Annotated in this window: 14 protein-coding genes and 1 riboswitch; of the genes, 7 read left to right on the plus strand and 7 right to left on the minus strand. The window is 39.9% G+C overall.

The features are described 5' to 3' along the window. Positions 1-79 precede the first annotated feature (79 nt). Positions 80-182, minus strand: a riboswitch (SAM riboswitch). Between the two features lie 100 nt (positions 183-282). The 7 genes from coaBC to hisD form a co-directional block, all read right to left on the minus strand. Further along, a complete protein-coding gene (gene coaBC / locus EDC37_RS02580) occupies positions 283-1,491 on the minus strand; it encodes a bifunctional phosphopantothenoylcysteine decarboxylase/phosphopantothenate--cysteine ligase CoaBC (RefSeq protein WP_132547615.1) in 1,209 nt (402 codons plus the stop codon). Then, the gene (gene rpoZ / locus EDC37_RS02585; RefSeq protein ID WP_132547617.1) at positions 1,491-1,703 is read right to left on the minus strand and encodes a DNA-directed RNA polymerase subunit omega; all 213 of its coding nucleotides are present in this window, start codon (positions 1,701-1,703) and stop codon (positions 1,491-1,493) included. The genes coaBC and rpoZ overlap by 1 nt, the downstream gene beginning before the upstream one ends. Positions 1,704-1,705: 2 nt before the next feature. Next, on the minus strand, positions 1,706-2,320 hold the full coding sequence (gene gmk, locus EDC37_RS02590) for a guanylate kinase (protein WP_132547619.1): 615 nt from the start codon (positions 2,318-2,320) through the stop codon (positions 1,706-1,708). Beyond that, on the minus strand, positions 2,321-2,593 hold the full coding sequence (gene remA, locus EDC37_RS02595; protein WP_132547621.1) for an extracellular matrix/biofilm regulator RemA: 273 nt from the start codon (positions 2,591-2,593) through the stop codon (positions 2,321-2,323). Positions 2,594-2,645: 52 nt separating this feature from the next. Continuing rightward, positions 2,646-3,554, minus strand: a complete 909-nt coding sequence (locus EDC37_RS02600; RefSeq protein WP_132547830.1) for a YicC/YloC family endoribonuclease — start codon at positions 3,552-3,554, stop codon at positions 2,646-2,648. Position 3,555: 1 nt separating this feature from the next. Beyond that, positions 3,556-4,398, minus strand: coding sequence for a diaminopimelate epimerase (gene dapF, locus EDC37_RS02605; protein ID WP_132547623.1), 843 nt, complete (start codon positions 4,396-4,398; stop codon positions 3,556-3,558). A gap of 91 nt (positions 4,399-4,489) precedes the next feature. Then, positions 4,490-5,752: a histidinol dehydrogenase gene (gene hisD, locus EDC37_RS02610; protein WP_132547625.1), complete on the minus strand. Its 1,263-nt coding sequence runs from the start codon at positions 5,750-5,752 to the stop codon at positions 4,490-4,492. Positions 5,753-6,172: 420 nt separating this feature from the next. Here hisD and EDC37_RS02615 point away from each other — a divergent pair, with 420 nt between their 5' ends. From EDC37_RS02615 to gatB, 7 genes are all read left to right on the plus strand, one after another. Continuing rightward, positions 6,173-7,918: an Rqc2 family fibronectin-binding protein gene (locus tag EDC37_RS02615; protein ID WP_132547627.1), complete on the plus strand. Its 1,746-nt coding sequence runs from the start codon at positions 6,173-6,175 to the stop codon at positions 7,916-7,918. A 100-nt stretch (positions 7,919-8,018) separates the two neighbouring features. Beyond that, a complete protein-coding gene (locus EDC37_RS02620) occupies positions 8,019-9,668 on the plus strand; it encodes a putative manganese-dependent inorganic diphosphatase (RefSeq protein ID WP_132547629.1) in 1,650 nt (549 codons plus the stop codon). Positions 9,669-9,790: 122 nt separating this feature from the next. After that, positions 9,791-12,016: a DNA helicase PcrA gene (pcrA, locus tag EDC37_RS02625; protein WP_132547631.1), complete on the plus strand. Its 2,226-nt coding sequence runs from the start codon at positions 9,791-9,793 to the stop codon at positions 12,014-12,016. A 31-nt stretch (positions 12,017-12,047) separates the two neighbouring features. Next, positions 12,048-14,054, plus strand: a complete 2,007-nt coding sequence (gene ligA, locus EDC37_RS02630; protein WP_132547633.1) for an NAD-dependent DNA ligase LigA — start codon at positions 12,048-12,050, stop codon at positions 14,052-14,054. 92 nt (positions 14,055-14,146) lie between these two features. Next, on the plus strand, positions 14,147-14,434 hold the full coding sequence (gene gatC / locus EDC37_RS02635; RefSeq protein ID WP_132547635.1) for an Asp-tRNA(Asn)/Glu-tRNA(Gln) amidotransferase subunit GatC: 288 nt from the start codon (positions 14,147-14,149) through the stop codon (positions 14,432-14,434). A 98-nt stretch (positions 14,435-14,532) separates the two neighbouring features. Further along, positions 14,533-15,996, plus strand: coding sequence for an Asp-tRNA(Asn)/Glu-tRNA(Gln) amidotransferase subunit GatA (gatA, locus tag EDC37_RS02640; RefSeq protein WP_132547637.1), 1,464 nt, complete (start codon positions 14,533-14,535; stop codon positions 15,994-15,996). Continuing rightward, on the plus strand, positions 15,996-17,438 hold the full coding sequence (gene gatB / locus EDC37_RS02645) for an Asp-tRNA(Asn)/Glu-tRNA(Gln) amidotransferase subunit GatB (RefSeq protein ID WP_132547639.1): 1,443 nt from the start codon (positions 15,996-15,998) through the stop codon (positions 17,436-17,438). The genes gatA and gatB overlap by 1 nt, the downstream gene beginning before the upstream one ends. The last annotated feature ends 64 nt before the right edge of the window (positions 17,439-17,502 follow it).

The raw sequence follows: 17,502 nt of genomic DNA on the forward strand, positions 1-17,502 counted from the left end.
TTATTGCTGACGGGCAGCATCGATAAGATATTTTTGTAAATAAAAAAGCTCTCTATTATGAAGAGAGCTTAAAAGCCTACTCTCATCTCATAGGTAAAACCTAAAGGAATTAGCACCGTTTGATAAAATCAATGGTTGCCGCAGTTTCACAGGGCCCGTCCCTCCACTGCTCTCGATGAGCTCAATATTTATTTATGCATATTATAATACGCCGGCTGATAATAAATGTCAACTGCTTTTCCGGTATAAATTTTATATGTTTTTCCGTTTTATGAATCAAATTCATGTTTCGCTATTATATAAGGACTTTATTCTGTCAAGGATAATTGAGGCGAGCGCAGTCTTTTTCATCATGGGCACGTCTTCAACGCTTTTATCCCTCGTAATAATCTTGACAATATTTGTATCTGTATTAAAGCCAGCATTTTTTTTGCTTACGTCATTAGCAATAATCATATCAAGATTTTTACGTTCCAGTTTTTCCTTGGCAAAAGCAAGTAATTTTTGTGTTTCTGCTGCAAAGCCGACGAGAAATTGATCTTTTGTTTTCTTCTGTCCAAGATTCAATAAAATATCGGGATTCTTTTTTAATGTTATTGTCAGCGTTTTGGCAGATTTTTTTATTTTCTGGCTGGCAACTTCTTCTACACAATAATCGGCAACAGCAGCAGCCATAATAATTATTTCGCTATCGGCAAACTTTTCCTCAATATGGTCTTGCATTTGTTTGGCTGTTTCTACTTTTATCACATCAATACGAGAAGACGCGGTCAGTGCTGTCTGTCCGGAAATCAGGGTGACAACTGCACCTCTTTTGGCAGCTTCTTCTGCAAGGGCGTAACCCATTTTTCCGCTGGAACGGTTGCCTATATAACGGACTGGGTCAATCGGTTCCCGTGTTCCACCGGCACTGATGAGAATGCGCTTGCCCTTGAGGTCTTGTACGCATGCAAAATAAGCCGTTATATTGTCAACGATTGCAGCCGGTTCCGGCAGCCTGCCGACGCCGCTCGAACCACAAGCCAGATAACCGCTTGCGGGAGGAATTATATGATAGGTTCCCAATTCCTTGAGTGTTTGCAGATTGCGTTGTGAAATGGGATTTTGATACATATTGGTGTTCATTGCCGGTGCCAAAAAAACAGGTGCTGTAGTTGCGAGCAAAGTAGTTGACAGCATATCATCAGCAATGCCGGCGGCAAGTTTAGCAATGATATCGGCAGTAGCCGGGGCAATGAGCACTAGATCAGCTTTTTGCGCTAAAGCAATATGTTCCACATTCCATGTATGGACTTTTTCCCACATATCAGTGCTTACAGGATTGCCCGTAATCTCCTGAAAAGTAAGAGGCGTGACAAATTTAGTGGCCGCGGAGGTCATTATAACGTCAACCGTTGCCCCTAGTTTGCGCAGCCTGCTGGCAATTTCAACTGCCTTATAGGCTGCTATGCCGCCACAAACGCCAAGTAAGATATTCTTTCCCTTCAGCATTATTTTATACCGTTTTTCAACCGTTGGAAGGTAATCTTATTTTCCACAACTTCTTCCAAGGCGTTGGTTACATTTTTAGTAGAAACCCTGTCAGATTTCACTTTTGAGCCGTCCAGAATTTCGCGGGCGCGTTTAGCTGCAAGTACGACAAGCGTATATTTGCTGTCTACTTTAGGCATTAATTGGTCAATTGAAGGATTTACTATATCCATATTTATATCTCCTCATTTTTTACTTTATCAATGATTCCCAGATTTCGGTCTGTACGGCAATGCTCTGCGGTAATAATGGCGCTGATCTGATTGACAGCTTCCGTTACATTTTTATTGACGACAAGATAGTGGTATTTTGTACCAAGTGATATTTCGCCAACAGCCGCGTCGAGCCGTTTGCGAATGATTTCTTGCGTTTCTGTGCCACGTCCACGGATTCTTTTTTCCAATTCACGTAGTGAGGGTGGTAAAAGAAAAATAAAAACACCGTCAGCAGCCTTTTTCATAACCGATAATGCACCCTGTGTGTCTATTTCCAGCAGTACATCCCTGCCTTGTTCCCTAAGCTCGTTGACTTTATCAAGCGGTGTGCCGTAATAATTGTCATAGACCTTAGCCCATTCCAATAATTTGTTTCCCTTTATCATTTTTTCGAAATCTTTTTTACTCAGAAACCAATATTCACGTCCGTTCCTTTCACCGGGACGGGGCAGGCGTGTCGTAGCTGAGATGGAATAAAAAACATTTTTATTGTTTATTAAAAGCTTTTTACATACAGTGCCTTTACCAGTACCGGATGGGCCTGACAGGATGATGAGATTTCCTTTGGTGAACATTTATTTGTCTTTGTCCTTTACTATGTCGTTATTATCGTCGATGATACGATTGGCTACCGTTTCCGGTTGAATGGCAGACAAAATTACGTGGTCACTATCGACGATGATGACAGCCCGCGTGCGGCGTCCATAGGTGGCATCAATAAGCCTGCCAGCTTCTCTGGCTTCTTGAATAATGCGCTTGATAGGTGCTGATTCGGGGCTGACGATCGCTATTACCCTGTTGGCGGATACGATATTGCCGAAACCGATATTAATTAATTTAATACTCATATAATCCAGCCTTTCTTCAAGAATAAATTAAGCTGTATACAGAAAACAAAATTCACTCTATATTTTGTATTTGTTCACGTATTTTCTCAATTTCCCCTTTTACATCAACGACTAATTGTCCTGCTTCAGCAGAGTTCGCCTTGGAGGCGATGGTATTAATTTCTCTATTCATTTCTTGGATAATAAAGTCAAGCTTTCTGCCTATATTACCACAAGAGGTTAATGTTTGTTCAAATTGGATCAGGTGACTCTTCAATCTGGTCGTTTCTTCCGTATAATTCGTTTTTTCCGCATAAATTGCTGTTTCCTGGATTATGCGTGTTTGGTCTATATCGTTGGCATTTAAATATTCACCTAAAGCGGTGATGAGATTCTGCCGGTATTTTTCCACTATTGCTGGATTCAAGTCACATAAACAATCGGTTTTTTCGCGAATTATACTGAGTCGGTAGAGAATATCACGACAGAGGTTTGCTCCCTCTACAGTTTTCATCTGTATAAAAACCGATAGCGCTTCTTCCAGTGTTTTTGTAAAATCTTCTTTGAGATATTCGACATTGGGAACTTTGTCTTCTCTTGTCAGGACACCGGGGTAAGCTGACAAAGCAATGAGGTCATTGACAGACAGCCCTTTTTGTAAAGGTGCGGAATTGACGATTGCAGCGATTTCGGATAACGCTTTTTGATAGGAAAGAACAAGTTCTTTATCGACAATAAAAATTTTATTATCGTCTGCGTAGTCGACAAAATTTACATATATATCAATTTTACCACGCAGCGAATATTTATTTAAATGGTCATTAATGAGAGGTTCCAAAGTTCTAAGGCCTGCCGGTAAATGGGCTGATACATCTTTGTATCTGTTATTTACTGACTTTACCTCTATTGTTATTTTATAGTCTTCCTTTTCACAGACGGCTGCGCCGAACCCCGTCATGCTCCGTACAGATGTATTTTCCATTTTATTCACTATCGTATATACCTTCAAACACTTTTTTTGCAGGACCTGTCATGTAAACTTTGTTGTCATTTTCGTTCCAGGCGATGGAAAGATTGCCTCCGTCCAATTCAAGACGCGCTTTGCGGTCACATAAATTGTTTAAAATGGCAGCGACAAGAGAGGCACAAGCACCGGTACCACAGGCCAAGGTTATGGCGGCACCACGTTCCCAGACACGCATACGCAGATGTGTACGATTTATTACTTGAATAAATTCTACATTAGTTTTATTGGGAAAAATTTTATATTTTTCCAGTATAGGTCCCCATTTATTTATATCAATTTTCTTAATGTCATCGACAAAAATTACGCAATGCGGATTGCCCATAGAAACACAGGTAATGTTGAAACGGTGATCTTCGACAGTTAATGGCTCGTTGATGACACGGTTGTTACCGTAGCCGGTTACAGGAATTTGCTCTCCTTTTAAGACAGGTGTACCCATGTCTACACATACCATAGTTTCATTATCATTGGTAATTAGCTGAGGTATTATCGTGCCAGCTTTTGTTTCCACTGTAAAAGAATGCTTATCGCTAAGTCCAGCTTCCAGGACATAACGGGCAAAGCAGCGGATACCATTGCCGCACATTTCAGCTTCAGTACCATCTGAATTAAATATTTGCATTCGAAAATCGCAGGTTGACGATGGTAGGATTAGGATTACCCCGTCTGCACCTATGCCATAATTTCTGTCACAGATTTTGATAGCTTGCTCTTGGATATTGCTGATATTCTCAGTGAAACCGTTCACAAGGACAAAGTCATTACCGCATCCTTGCCATTTGGAAAATTTTAATTGCATAGTGAACCCTCCTGACCTTATAGCCATACATAGTAATTGTAATATTTATTTACATTTAATGCAACTATATGAAAGAGAGAAAAGCTGGAATTTACTTTAGTCTTATGGCAACGGACTTTTGATGGGCAATTAAGCCTTCTACTCCAGCTAGATGCATACACGCCTCTGAAAGGTTTCTGCAGCCGGTTTTGGTAATGTGCTGATAAAAAGAAGTTTTAATGAAGGTTCCTACATAAACGCCGTTAGAATATTTAGCTGTGTGCATTGTCGGCAGGGTATGGTTTGTTCCAGAACAGTAATCACCAAATGCTACTGGTGTGTATTCACCTATAAATAATGAACCATAATTTTTAAGCTGTTCACTGGTCTTCAAACTGTCCGCGGTATGTACTTCAAGATGTTCCGGAGCAATGTTATTAGCTTCATCTATCATTTCTTGTTCGTTGGCGGCTAGCATGATGACGCCATTGTCGTGCCATGCTTTATGTGCAATTTCTACGGTAGGCAGTTCTTTTTCGTATAACTTAATTTTTTCTTCTACCTTTTCGGCAAAACTTTTATCTGTCGTTATTAAAATTGCTTTTGCACTCGGGTCATGTTCACTTTGGGCCAAGATGTCCATTGCGGTATAGGATGGATCTGTTGTACCGTCTGCAATGATGAGTACTTCGCTGGGGCCGGCTAGACTGTCTATACCAACTTTACCAATTACCTGCCTTTTTGCTTCGGTGACAAATCTGTTTCCTGGGCCTACGATCATGTCCACAGCGGGAATTGTCGATGTACCATAGGCTAGAGCACCGATAGCCTGCGCACCGCCTACGCAGTAAATTTCATCAGCACCTGCTATATCAAGGGCGACCAACACTGCCGGATGGATTGTTCCGTATTTTTTGGCAGCGGGGCTTACTGCTGCTACTCTTTTTACACCGGCAATTTTAGCAGGTATTGATAGCATCAGCGCTGTGCTTGGTAATGGATATCTGCCGCCGGGTACATATGCACCGCAGGCATTTACAGGAATCAATTTATGGCCAAGTGTTACGCCTTCTATCTGACTTGGGGTTTCAAGCTCTTTTAGACAGGCCAGCTGCTTGCGTGCATAAAATTCTATTTGGCTGGCAGCAAATTTCAAATATTTTACAGTTTCTGGACTTACTTGTTTGTAGGCATCTTTTATATCTTGCTGAGTTATTTTAATGTTTTGCAAATTTATGCCGTCAAATTTACTGCTGAGTTCTTTTATTGCCTTATCCCCATCTTTTTTTACCTGGTTTATTATATTTTCTACGCTTTGGATAAGTTCAGGTGTACGTTCATAAGTTTTGTGGGCAGCTTTTTTTATGGTTTCCATCTTTCGTTGATTCCCCTTCTGTTTTTTATAAAGATTACTTAGTATTGTACCGTTGTGATTGAATTATTGCAATATTTGACCGCAATATATATTACTAAATTAATATTCTTGTTAAGATGTTATTTGTCAATTCTAATGTAGTACTAGGCAGTTTTTTTTATAAAAATAGAGCAATATCCACAAAGAATATTGCTCTTACAAAATTCACCACAAAGATTCATTTTTCTTAGTGATTTTATTTTACTATACTTTAAACTAATTGTCATTATATATGATGCATGTAGTTTACATAACGCTTTGAGCAGGAAGCAACTATATGCTGAGATTTGACCGCAATATATATATAATGATATACTCAGTCTATTCTTTTTATGAGGATTTAGACAATAAAATCATTCCATGGAATGAGGTGAATAGAGTATGGGACTTGATGGTTTTTCTCTTTATGCGTCAGTCTATGAACTGAATACCCTTTTGAGTGGGGGACGCATTGACAAGATTTGCCAGCCACGTAAACCTGATATATATATTTCGGTACGTTTGCCGGGAAAAACACATATACTGCATCTTTGTACAGACCCGCGGATGAGTTTTGCAGCTATAGCTGCGGAACAACCGGAAAATCCACCAGAACCACCAACGTTTTGTATGCTTTTGCGCAAACAACTCGAAGGAGGACGGATTGCCGGTGTATACCAGGTCGGACGGGACAGGGTACTGGTGCTGGAAATAGACACTTTAGGTGCGGGCGCATTAATAGTTACGAAAAAGCTTTATGTGGAACTGATGGGAAAGTATAGCAATGTAATTTTAGTCCAAGACGATATGGTGGTTGATTCATTAAGACGTGTCGGCAGTAACAGCAGCCGCGTACGTACTGTTTTACCACAGCAAAAATATTTGCCGCCGCCACCGCAGGATTGCGTCGATGTACTTAGTGCAAGTGAAGAATTCATTCATCGCGTACGCCAAATGAAAGACAAAAGCATATATAAGGCGGTTTTACAGCTCGGTGCGGGATTTGGGCCAGTAACTGCTCGAGAATTATTGTTTTTGGCAGGTCTTCCCTTTGATATGCCAGTGGAAAAATTGGATGATGGTGATTTCTCTTCTTTGACAGAAGCGCTTCGGGAAATCACCTCTATTTATTGTGAGAAAAAATTTACAGCTAATTTTCTCAAAGATGAAACAAACAAGATAAAAGCTATGGCAGCTTTCACTTTGCACAATTATCCGCAGTATCAGACAGAAACATTTCCCACTATGAGCAAAATGCTGGAAACAGCATATGTCCTTATCGATGACTATATATCACCAGAAAAGGAACAGTTGCGCAAGATAGTGGTAAATGAACTGGAAAAGCAAAAAAATAAAAAAGAAAAATTGGGCAAGGAACTTCGTGCTGCCCAGAATGCCGATGAACAAAAAATCAAGGCAGACAATATCATGACGTACCAATACCAGTTTCAAGATCATGTGGATGATGCGATCAAGGTGTCAAATATCTATGATGAAAATGGTGCCCTGCTCAATATCCCCATGGATAAAAAACTGACAGTCATTCAAAATATGCAAAAATATTACAATAAATATGATAAGCTGCGTCGTGCAGAAAAGATCTTAAAAGAACAGCTCTATAGTTGCTCAAGTGATATTGAGTATCTTGCGACTATAGAGCTTTCCCTTGAATCTTCAGTTTCTTTGGCAGAGATTAATGATATAAAAGCTGAGCTGGTTAAAAGCGGCTATATACAAGCAGAAAAACGCAAGCGAATGGCGGTTCCTTCTTCTAAACCATTTAAATTTATGCTGACGGATGGAACTATTGTTCTCGTTGGGAAAAATAATTTCCAAAATGACAAGTTAACTTTAAAAACGGCCCAGCCAGATGATATTTGGCTGCATACAAAAAATACACCGGGTTCTCATGTAATAATACGAACGGAAGGGACAATTCCTGAATTACATACTATAGAGCAGGCAGCAAAGCTTGCGGCTTATTATTCAAAGGCGAGAAGTTCATCGAAAGTACCTGTTGATTATACACTGTGTAAATTTGTAAAAAAACCATCCGGGGCAAAGCCTGGTTTTGTTATCTTTACTAATAATAAAACACTATATGTAACAGCAGAGCAGGATTTGCTGGAAAAAGTGAAGAGGCTGTAAAAAATGCTACGTAAATCTTTTGTAGACAACGTATTTGATGTATAATGTTATCCAACGACATATTTAGATGATATAAAATAATCTGGGGGTTGTATTTTTTATGCATGAAAAAAAGCCGATATATGTTATAGGCCATAGAAATCCTGATACAGATTCTATCTGCGCGGCAATCAGCTATGCCAATTTAAAAAAAGCTTTGGGGGTTGATGTTGTTGCTGCCCGCGCTGGTAAAATAAATAAAGAGACAGAGTTCGCTTTGCATTATTTTGATGTGAAGAGTCCTGAACTGGTCACAGATGTATACCCGCGTGTGAGCGACATAATGCCTGCAGTTCATACCTTGATAAATGAAAATGATAATCTTCGCCAGCTTGGCAGGCTGATGCGGGGAACTGATATTAAATCCATTCCAGTAGTGAAAAATGATCACACACTGGCAGGGATTGTTACAGTAAGCGATCTTGCCAAACGTTATTTTGATGATTTAGGCATGCAAAGTTTTGCTGATACAAAAGTAACCGTTCACGATGTGTTTTCAGTTATTGACGGAGATGTAATTGTTGACGGTGACGAAAATAAAATAATCGACGGAGACGTTCGTATAGCTGCTGGCAGCAAACGAATGATTGAAGATATAATCGGCAAGGGGGATATTGTTTTAGTAGGGGACAGACAGCCTTCTACATTAAAGGAATGTCTTGAAAGAGCAATAACATGTCTTATCGTTACGGGCAACGGACCCGTTCCGGCAGAAGTGATAGAAGAAGCTAAGCGCAAGGGTATAATCGTTTTACTAACGCCACATGATACATATACCTGCGCACGTCTTATCAATCAATGTGTGCCTGTTTCACGCATTATGCAGACTAATGTCACTTGCTTTAAACCTACTGATATGCTCAGCGATATAAAGGGAGTCATAGAAAAGAAAAGATTCCGTAATTATCCGGTGGTAGAAAATGAACGGGTAGTAGGCATGATAAGCGTCGATAAAATGATGGTACCGGAAAAGACACAATTGATACTTGTTGACCACAATGAACGTACACAAGCTGTTGAAGGAATAGAAGAAGCGCGCATTATTGAAATTATAGATCATCATAGATTGGGCGGCTTGCAGACCGGAGAACCAATATTTACCAGACAGGATTGTGTAGGCTGTACAAATACAATAGTCAATGATATGTATTTGCAATATGGTGTGCCTATCCCTAAAAAGATAGCGGGTTTGATGCTTTCGGCAATAATATCTGACACCGTGCTTTTCAAATCACCTACATGCACACCGCGTGATAAGGCAGCAGCGCAGTCTTTAGCTAAGATTGCAGGTGTCGACATTAATAAATATGGCATGGAATTACTTAAAGCGGGTTCTGATGTTGGCGGAATGACAGCACTGGAAATCGTTAAAAATGATATGAAAGAATTCCAGATAGGCAATCGTCGGGTGATTGTGAGCCAGACTTCCGTTATGGATAGCGAAGAAATATTAAAACGGAAAGATGACTTATTGAAAAGCATGACACAGGTGTGTGAAAAAGATAATTATGACATGTGCCTGGTGATGATCACAAATATTTTGGAAGAAGCTACGACATTGTTGTTTACTGGAGAACCAAAAACACTTATAGGCGAAGCTTTTAAACATGATGCATCAGCTGATATGATCTATCTACCGGGTGTGATGTCGCGTAAAAAACAGATAATACCGCAGCTTACTGAGGCGGCAAAAAAATACACAAATAGTTGATTCAATAAATGCTGCTGTGTTAGATAATTAATGCGGCAGCATTTATTTTTACGTGTATTATAAAACATAAAGGGAAAATACTAATTAACTAAGAGTACGTTCCTGGAATTCAGGGGGATATTTTGGATATTTTTGATGGACTTAATCAGGCACAAAAAAAAGCGGTGGAACATACGGACGGTGCGTTGCTCATAATGGCAGGGGCAGGCTCTGGTAAAACAAGGGTATTGACCTGTAAGATAGCATATCTTTTACAAAAGGGCATATCGCCGTATCATATTTTGGCAATAACCTTTACTAATAAGGCAGCTGCTGAGATGCGTGACCGTGCTGATATGATGATCGGCGATGCTGCTAAAAATGTCTGGCTCAGTACATTTCATTCCTTCTGTGCGCGGTTATTGCGCATGGAAATAGAACATACAGGCAAATATAAAAAGAATTTTACCATTTATGATACTGCGGATTCGCAGACACTTATAAAAAATTGTTTGAAAGAGCTTAATCTTGATGAAAAACAGTATACGCCATATGGTATCCAAGCAGCTATTTCCAATGCTAAGAACATTATGCTTACACCAGAAGCATTTGCGCAGCAGGCAGGTGATTTTTTTGAACAGAAAACTGCCGAAATCTATGCAATGTACCAAAAATACCTGCTGGCTAATAACGCACTTGATTTTGATGATTTGCTTATGATCGCCGTGGAACTTTTAGAACAAAACAAGGAAGTACGGGAAAAATATCAAGAAAGATTCCGCTATATATTAGTTGATGAATATCAGGATACTAACGGTGCACAATACCGCCTTACCAAGATACTGGCAGCAAAGTACCGGAACCTATGCGTTGTAGGTGATGCTGACCAGTCAATATATGGTTGGCGCGGAGCCGACATAAGAAATATAATGGATTTTGAAAAGGATTATCCAGAAGCCACGGTTATAAAACTGGAACAAAATTATAGATCAACGCAGAATATTTTAGCGGCAGCCAATGCCGTTATTGCCAATAATGCAAACCGCAAACCGAAAGAACTTTGGACAGAAAATCCGCAGGGTGATAAAATAGCCGTTTATGAAGCTTTTAATGAGCGGGATGAAGCCCGGTATATAGCAGAAAACGCGATTAAGCAGAATACTATTTTTAATACGTCTTATAATGATATGGCTGTTTTGTACAGGACAAATGCGCAGTCGCGTTCTTTGGAAGAAGGCTTTATGCGCGCAGGCGTTCCGTATACGATGGTAGGCGGTTTGAAGTTTTATGATAGAAAAGAAATAAAAGATATAATGGCATACTTGAAAGTCATTTTTAATCCGGCTGATAGAGTAAGCCTTATGCGTATAATTAATGTACCGAAAAGAGGCTTGGGCACAACAACCTTAAATAAAATAAATGAGTTTGCGGCGGCAAATAATATAGGGGTTTTTGATGCTGTTTCCAGTACTGACGATATTCCCGGTTTAACGACAAAAGCGCGGACAACGCTTGCCGCTTTTTCAGAGTTTATTTTTAAAATGATGGCAGCACAGACGGATTTGCCAGTACATGAATTTATTCAGCTGGTTATGGACGAGTCAGGATATATGCTGGAACTTCAGGCTGAACAGAAGATAGAAAATGAAACCCGGATAGAAAATTTAAAAGAACTTCTAAGTGTGGCCGGTAATTTTGAAAAAGAAAATGAAGAAAATCCCAGCTTAGAAAATTTTCTTAACTCAGTTTCACTTATCGCTGATATTGACAATGCTGATTTTGATGAAGATAAAGTTACTTTGATGACACTTCATGCAGCAAAAGGATTGGAATTTCCTGTTGTCTTTATGGCAGGAATGGAAGAAGGGCTGTTCCCGCATTCCCGTACATTGATGAATGAAGATGAGATAGAAGAAGAACGGCGCACTTGCTATGTAGGAATAACCAGGGCACAGAGAAAGCTTTATCTTACAAATGCGAAAAGCCGTACGATATACGGAAGAACCGTAATGTATCAACCATCTAGGTTCCTGAAAGAAATTCCTGAACAGTATATTGAACAGGAAAAATCAAAAATTTTGACTAATGCCTTTACGGCGACACCAATGCGAAATGAACGTATGCGGAGTACAAGGGATTATGTCAGACGGGCTTCTTATGGCAATAGTGCAGCTACTGTAAAACCGGGTGTGCGGCCAGATATGAATTTGACGTGGAAGGCTGGCGATAAGGCAAAGCACGGTAAATGGGGAGTGGGAACTGTCATAGCAGTGAAGGGAAACGGAGAAGAAACACAGCTGACCATTGCTTTTCCTGAGCTTGGTATAAAAAAATTAATGCAGAAATATGCTCCGTTGGAGAAAGTATAATAATTTTTTATATAGGTCAAGGAGGATTTAATTGGCTGAGAACGTAAAAGAAAAATTGGCTACGCTTCGTAAGGAAATACTGCGTCATAATGACCTGTATTATAATAATGACTCTCCCGAGATAACTGATTATCAGTATGATCAACTCATGTTGGAATTAAAAAAACTTGAGAAGGAACATCCTGAAATGGTAACGGCTGATTCCCCCACACAAAGAGTTGGCGGTGTGGCCAAAAGGACAGCGGGAATACTGGTTAGACATGATGTACCGATGCTTAGCCTGCAAGATGTTTTTTCAAAAGAAGATATAGATGAGTTTGTTGATGCTATATTACATGATATGCCCGACTGTGAGTTTGTCGTAGAAGAAAAAATAGATGGGTTATCCCTTGCACTGCGTTATTATAACGGTGTATTGAAGACGGCCATAACACGTGGCGACGGTATAGTAGAGGGCGAAGACGTAACGGCTAATGCGCTTAACCTGCGGGGGGTAAGCAGTACCCTGCCAGAAAAGCTCCCTTATCTTGAAGTGCGCGGTGAAGTTTATATGACGCGTGAAGCTTTTGAAAAAGTCAACAAAGAACAATTGGAAAATGATAAGAAACTCTTTGCCAACCCGCGCAACTGTGCGGCAGGTACTTTGCGGCAGCTGGATAGTAACGTCATTAAAAAGCGTGGGCTTTCTATTTTTGCGTTTAATTTGCAAAAAGCAGAAGGCCGGCTTTTTACAAAACACGATGAGACATTGCGTTATTTTAAGGAACAGGGTATACCTATTATCCATGATTATGTTGTCTGCAAAACGAAACAAGAAGTATGGCAGGCGATAGAAGCCATTGAAAAAAGGCGCAATAAACTACCTTATGATATTGATGGCGCGGTTGTCAAAGTAAACAGTCTTGCCCAAAGAGAAATCCTGGGTGCCACATCTAAAGTGCCGCGCTGGGCTGTGGCTTATAAATATCCCCCAGAAGAAAAAGATACAAAACTCTTGGCAATAAAATTGTCAGTAGGCCGTACGGGCAGGATTACACCGACAGCGATTTTTGAACCAGTACAGTTATGTGGTACTGTTGTAGAAAGAGCTACTTTGCATAATCAGGATTTTATAGATGCCTTAGATATAAGGGTAGGCGACATTATCCGGGTATATAAATCTGGAGAAATAATCCCGAAAATAAGATGCGTGCTGAAGACGAAAAGGACAGTAGCTCTGCAGCCGTTTAAAATAGGGAACAAATGCCCGGTATGCGGCGCACCTGCCATACGTGATGAAAACACGGCTGATGTCAGATGTACAAACAGCAGCTGCCCGGCGCAGTTTGAAGGCCGGCTGGTAAATTTCGTCGGACGCGGGGCAATGGATATAAAGGGCTTTGGGGAAAAATATATAAAAAAACTTATAGACGAAGGATATTTGCACGATATTGCTGATATTTATTATTTGCGTGAACAGCGTGATGAGCTAGTCGAAAAAGGTTTGATCGGCAAAGATAAAAATACCGATAAATTATTGGAAAAAATCGAAGCATCTAAGACAAATGCACCATGGCGGCTGTTGGCAGGATTTGGTATTCCCAATATAGGCAAGGCAGCAGCGAAATCACTGATGGCATATTTTCATACGATTGATGCGTTGGCGGTTGCGGATGTAGATACTATAAAACAGGTAGATGATATCGGCGATGTAAGCGCGAAGTTCGTTTTTGAATTTTTCAGGGGCAAGGAAAATATTGGCATGCTGGACAAGCTTAAAAAAGCCGGTATGAACATGAATGAAGGAGAAACTGTTACAGAAGTAAACGATAATGTGTCAGACAGAACCTTTGTACTTACCGGTACATTACCAACTATGAGCAGAACGGAAGCGTCCGCTGCTATCGAAAAAATGGGTGGCAGAGTGGTATCTTCTGTATCAGCGAAAACTGATTACGTAGTGGTAGGAGAAAATGCTGGCAGTAAACTTGTAAAAGCACAAAGATTAGGTGTAAAAACATTATCGGAAGATGAATTTAAGGCACTTTTGACAGAATGAAATACCTGTTGCTGAACATATTTATATCATGAATAATTCTGTGCTATAATTAACAATATGCATAAAAAAATCAATGGGGATGGTGATAATAAATGAAAGTTTCCAAAAAAGATGTTGAAAATGTAGCTGTACTATCTCGCCTGAAAATAGCTGATGATAAAATGGATAAATATCTTGAAGAATTCAATAATTTTCTTGAATACGTGGATGTACTGCAAAAAGTGGATACGGAAAATGTAAAACCGACTGCACATGTACTGCCGTTGCAAAATGTTTTTCGGGAAGATGTGATAAAACCATCGTTAGACAGAGAAAAGGCATTGGCGAATGCACCAGAAAAGGAAAATGGTTATTTTAAGGTACCGCGCATCATTGAATGAGCAGCCTAGTATTATTGGCATCTCGCCATTGCTTTAGAAAGCAGAACGTAGTTGCCTTGTACTGCACCATATAAAGAAGTTATACGAGGAGGATTTAAGTGGATTTACATAAAAAGTCGGCATATGAATTACACAACATGCTTGCCAAAAAAGAAGTAACAGCAGTTGAACTGGCAGAAGCGTTTTTACGGCGTATTGACAACTTAGATGGTAAACTGCATGCATATATAACAAAAACAGCAGATTTAGCTATGGCAGCGGCCAAAAAGGCGGACGCCCAAATAGCTGCGGGGGAAAAGATATCTTTTTTAACTGGCCTGCCTGGTGCAATTAAAGATAATATCTGCACCGAAGGGACAAAAACAACATGTGCATCAAAAATGTTAGAAAATTTTGTTCCCCCTTATAATGCAACAGTAATGGAAAAGATTGGCAAAGAAAATCCGGTTATATTGGGAAAGACAAATATGGATGAATTTGCCATGGGCGGTTCTACAGAAAACTCGGCATTTTTCCCTACACATAATCCACGTAATCTATCCTGTGTGCCTGGTGGCTCAAGCGGTGGTTCTGCAGCTGCGGTAGCTGGAGGACTGGCAGCATGGGCGCTTGGCTCTGATACTGGCGGTTCAATCCGTCAACCGGCATCCTTTTGTGGTATTGTCGGCATGAAACCTACTTATGGCAGAGTATCACGGTATGGATTAGTTGCTTTCGCATCTTCATTAGACCAGATAGGACCATTGACAAGAAATGTCACTGATTGTGCAAATGTTTTAAACGCAATAGCTGGTTATGATGAACGGGATTCTACTTCTATTAAGGCAGATGTTCCCGATTATACAAAATCGTTGGTGGAAGATGTCAAAGGGCTTAAAATAGGACTTCCTGCCGAATATTTCGTCGATGGTATGGATAAAGAAGTAGCCGATAGTGTTCATAAAGCTATCGCTGATTTTAAAGCGATGGGAGCAGAAATAGTAGACATATCCCTGCCGCATACTAAATATGCCATAGCGGCGTATTACCTTATTGCACCGGCTGAAGCGACGACTAATCTTTCAAGGTATGACGGAGTTAGTTATGGCGCACGCGTAGATGGGGAAGATATAGTTGAAATGATGACCAATACACGTACGGCAAAGTTTGGTAATGAAGTAAAAAGACGTATAATGATAGGTAATTATGCCCTCAGTGCAGGATATTATGATGCATATTATTTAAAAGCGTTGAAAATGCGTACACTGGTGAAAGAAGATTACGATAAGGCATTTCAAAAAGTAGATGTTATTCTTACACCAATAGCACCAACGACTGCTTTTAAATTGGGTTCCATTATAAATGATCCATTGCAGATGTATTTGCAGGATGCTTGTACAGTACCGTTAAATCTGGCGGGACTGCCGGGAATTTCGCTGCCATGCGGTGTAAGTAGTACCGGTATGCCTATAGGTATGCAGATCATAGGCAAGCCGCTTGATGAAACGGGAATAATAAAGGCCGCATATACTTATGAGCAAAGTAAGGATTTTCATAAAAATATTGCGGAGGTGTCTGAATAATGGAATACGAAGCAGTAATTGGTTTGGAAATACACAGTGAATTGAAAACAAAAACAAAAATTTTCTGTGGCTGCAAAACAACTTTTGGCGCTCCTCAAAATACGCATGTTTGCCCGGTCTGTCTGGGCCTTCCGGGAGTACTGCCAGTTATCAATAAAAAAGTTGTAGAATTTGCCATTAAAGCTGGTATCGCCTTAAATTGCACCATTAATAAATTCAGTAAATTTGACAGGAAAAATTATTATTATCCAGATTTGCCGAAGAATTTTCAAACTTCGCAGTTTGACCTGCCTATAGCAGAACATGGCTATGTCGATATTGAAGTTGATGGTAAGCCAAAGCGTATTCGCATAACACGTGTCCACATGGAAGAAGATGCAGGGAAACTAGTCCATTCGGGCAACACAATAAAAGATTCTTCAAGTTCTAACGTCGATTACAACCGTACAGGTGTGCCTTTGATTGAAATAGTTTCAGAACCGGATATGCGTACACCAGAAGAAGCACGTGCCTATATGGAAAAAGTGAAAGCTATTCTGGAATATATAGACGTTTCTAACTGTAAAATGGAAGAAGGCAACCTGCGGGCTGATGTCAATGTATCCTTACGTGCAAAAGGAACTGAAAAACTTGGCACTAAAGCCGAAATGAAAAACCTTAATTCTTTTAAAATGGTTGAAAATGCATTAACATATGAAATCGACCGCCAAGAAGAAGTTTTGGAAGATGGCGGCCATATTGTGCAGGAAACAAGAACCTGGGATGACGGCAAGGGAATTACTATCTCTATGCGGACGAAAGAACAAGCGCAGGATTATCGTTACATGCCGGAACCAGACCTTGTGCCTATCGTCACCACTGATGAACAGATTGAAGCTATTAAAAAGACATTACCTGAATTACCGGATGCCCGTAAAAATAGATTGATAAAAGAATGCGGACTTTCTTCCTATGATGCTGGAATGATAACTAATTCACGGGCAATGGCAGAGTATTTTGATGAAGTGGTAAACAAAGGAGCCGATCCGAAACTGGCGGCTAATTGGATTATGGGTGATTTATCAAAGCAGCTCAATGCGGAAGATAAGACTATTGAAGATTCACCTGTAGCTGCGGCAGATTTGGCAAAAATGATAAAGCTAATAGAAAATGGGACAATATCTTCTAAAATTGCCAAAAAAGTTTTCGGGGAAATGTGGAAAACCAGCACTGATCCAGAAATAATAGTCAAAGAAAAAGGTCTGGTGCAAATAACTGATACTGGTGCTATCGAAAAAATAGTTAACGAGGTTATCAGCAGTAATCCAAAACCTGTTGCCGATTACAAAAATGGTAATGCTAAATCAATAGGATTTTTGGTTGGACAAGTAATGAAAGCAAGTAAGGGAAAGGCTAATCCGGGAATGGTAAATAAACTTTTAAAGGAAAAGCTTACTCAATAAAAGAACATATAAATAGAAAAAACCAGAGAAAAAATCTTTTTATTGAAGAAATTTTTTCACTGGT

Source organism: Pectinatus cerevisiiphilus (assembly GCF_004341685.1).
Lineage (GTDB): Bacteria > Bacillota > Negativicutes > Selenomonadales > Selenomonadaceae > Pectinatus > Pectinatus cerevisiiphilus.

Excerpts from the sequence above, each read along its gene's own strand:
- coaBC (WP_132547615.1), bottom strand. The coding sequence starts at position 1,491 with ATGCTGAAGGGAAAGAATATCTTACTTGGCGTTTGTGGCGGCATAGCA.
- rpoZ (WP_132547617.1), bottom strand. The coding sequence starts at position 1,703 with ATGGATATAGTAAATCCTTCAATTGACCAATTAATGCCTAAAGTAGAC.
- gmk (WP_132547619.1), bottom strand. The coding sequence starts at position 2,320 with ATGTTCACCAAAGGAAATCTCATCATCCTGTCAGGCCCATCCGGTACT.
- remA (WP_132547621.1), bottom strand. The coding sequence starts at position 2,593 with ATGAGTATTAAATTAATTAATATCGGTTTCGGCAATATCGTATCCGCC.
- EDC37_RS02600 (WP_132547830.1), bottom strand. The coding sequence starts at position 3,554 with ATGGAAAATACATCTGTACGGAGCATGACGGGGTTCGGCGCAGCCGTC.
- dapF (WP_132547623.1), bottom strand. The coding sequence starts at position 4,398 with ATGCAATTAAAATTTTCCAAATGGCAAGGATGCGGTAATGACTTTGTC.
- hisD (WP_132547625.1), bottom strand. The coding sequence starts at position 5,752 with ATGGAAACCATAAAAAAAGCTGCCCACAAAACTTATGAACGTACACCT.
- EDC37_RS02615 (WP_132547627.1), top strand. The coding sequence starts at position 6,173 with ATGGGACTTGATGGTTTTTCTCTTTATGCGTCAGTCTATGAACTGAAT.
- EDC37_RS02620 (WP_132547629.1), top strand. The coding sequence starts at position 8,019 with ATGCATGAAAAAAAGCCGATATATGTTATAGGCCATAGAAATCCTGAT.
- gatC (WP_132547635.1), top strand. The coding sequence starts at position 14,147 with ATGAAAGTTTCCAAAAAAGATGTTGAAAATGTAGCTGTACTATCTCGC.
- gatB (WP_132547639.1), top strand. The coding sequence starts at position 15,996 with ATGGAATACGAAGCAGTAATTGGTTTGGAAATACACAGTGAATTGAAA.